This is a genomic window from Variovorax sp. 10L426, assembly GCF_056395305.1.
The window spans coordinates 1-495 of sequence record NZ_JBFTJF010000079.1 but is presented as its reverse complement, the minus strand read 5'-3'; the positions used below and the strand labels follow the sequence as shown (position 1 = coordinate 495).

General features: G+C 63.4%; 2 pseudogenes. Both read right to left on the bottom strand.

What is annotated here, in order from left to right:
- A pseudogene (locus AC1DHL_RS29825) lies at positions 1-122 on the bottom strand (proton-translocating transhydrogenase family protein); the annotation flags it as partial.
- A gap of 46 nt (positions 123-168) precedes the next feature.
- Positions 169-495 (bottom strand): annotated as a pseudogene (locus tag AC1DHL_RS29820) (NAD(P)(+) transhydrogenase (Re/Si-specific) subunit alpha); the annotation flags it as partial.

Genomic DNA, 495 nt, shown 5'->3' with positions numbered 1-495 from the left:
TTGGTGACGGCCATCAGCGGCGTGTGCAGCGCCGGGGTGACGGTCCACACCACGTGGTAGCCCACGTAGATGGCCAGCACGAAGATGATCAGGTTGATGACGGTGTGGGATACGGGATCCATGGCGGCTTCTCCTCGCTTGTTCGCTGTTCGCTTGCTGCTTGTTCGCTTACTTCTTCGTGACCTGGCCGTCCTGGCTCATGCGGCAGGCGGCGACGATGTCGTCCTCGAGGTCGATCTTGAGCCCGCCCTCCTTCGGCAGTACGAGCTTGAGGAAGTCGAGCACGTTGCGCGCATACAGCGACGAGGCATCGGCGGCGACGAGGGCGGCGAGGTTGGTTTCGCCCACGATGGTCACGCCGTGCTTGACCACTGTCTTGTCGGCTTCGGACAGCGGGCAGTTGCCTCCCACGCCTTCCGGGCCCTTGCCCGCAGCGATGTCCACGATGACCGAGCCCGGCTTCATCGACTTGACCATCTCCTCGGTGATGAGCGT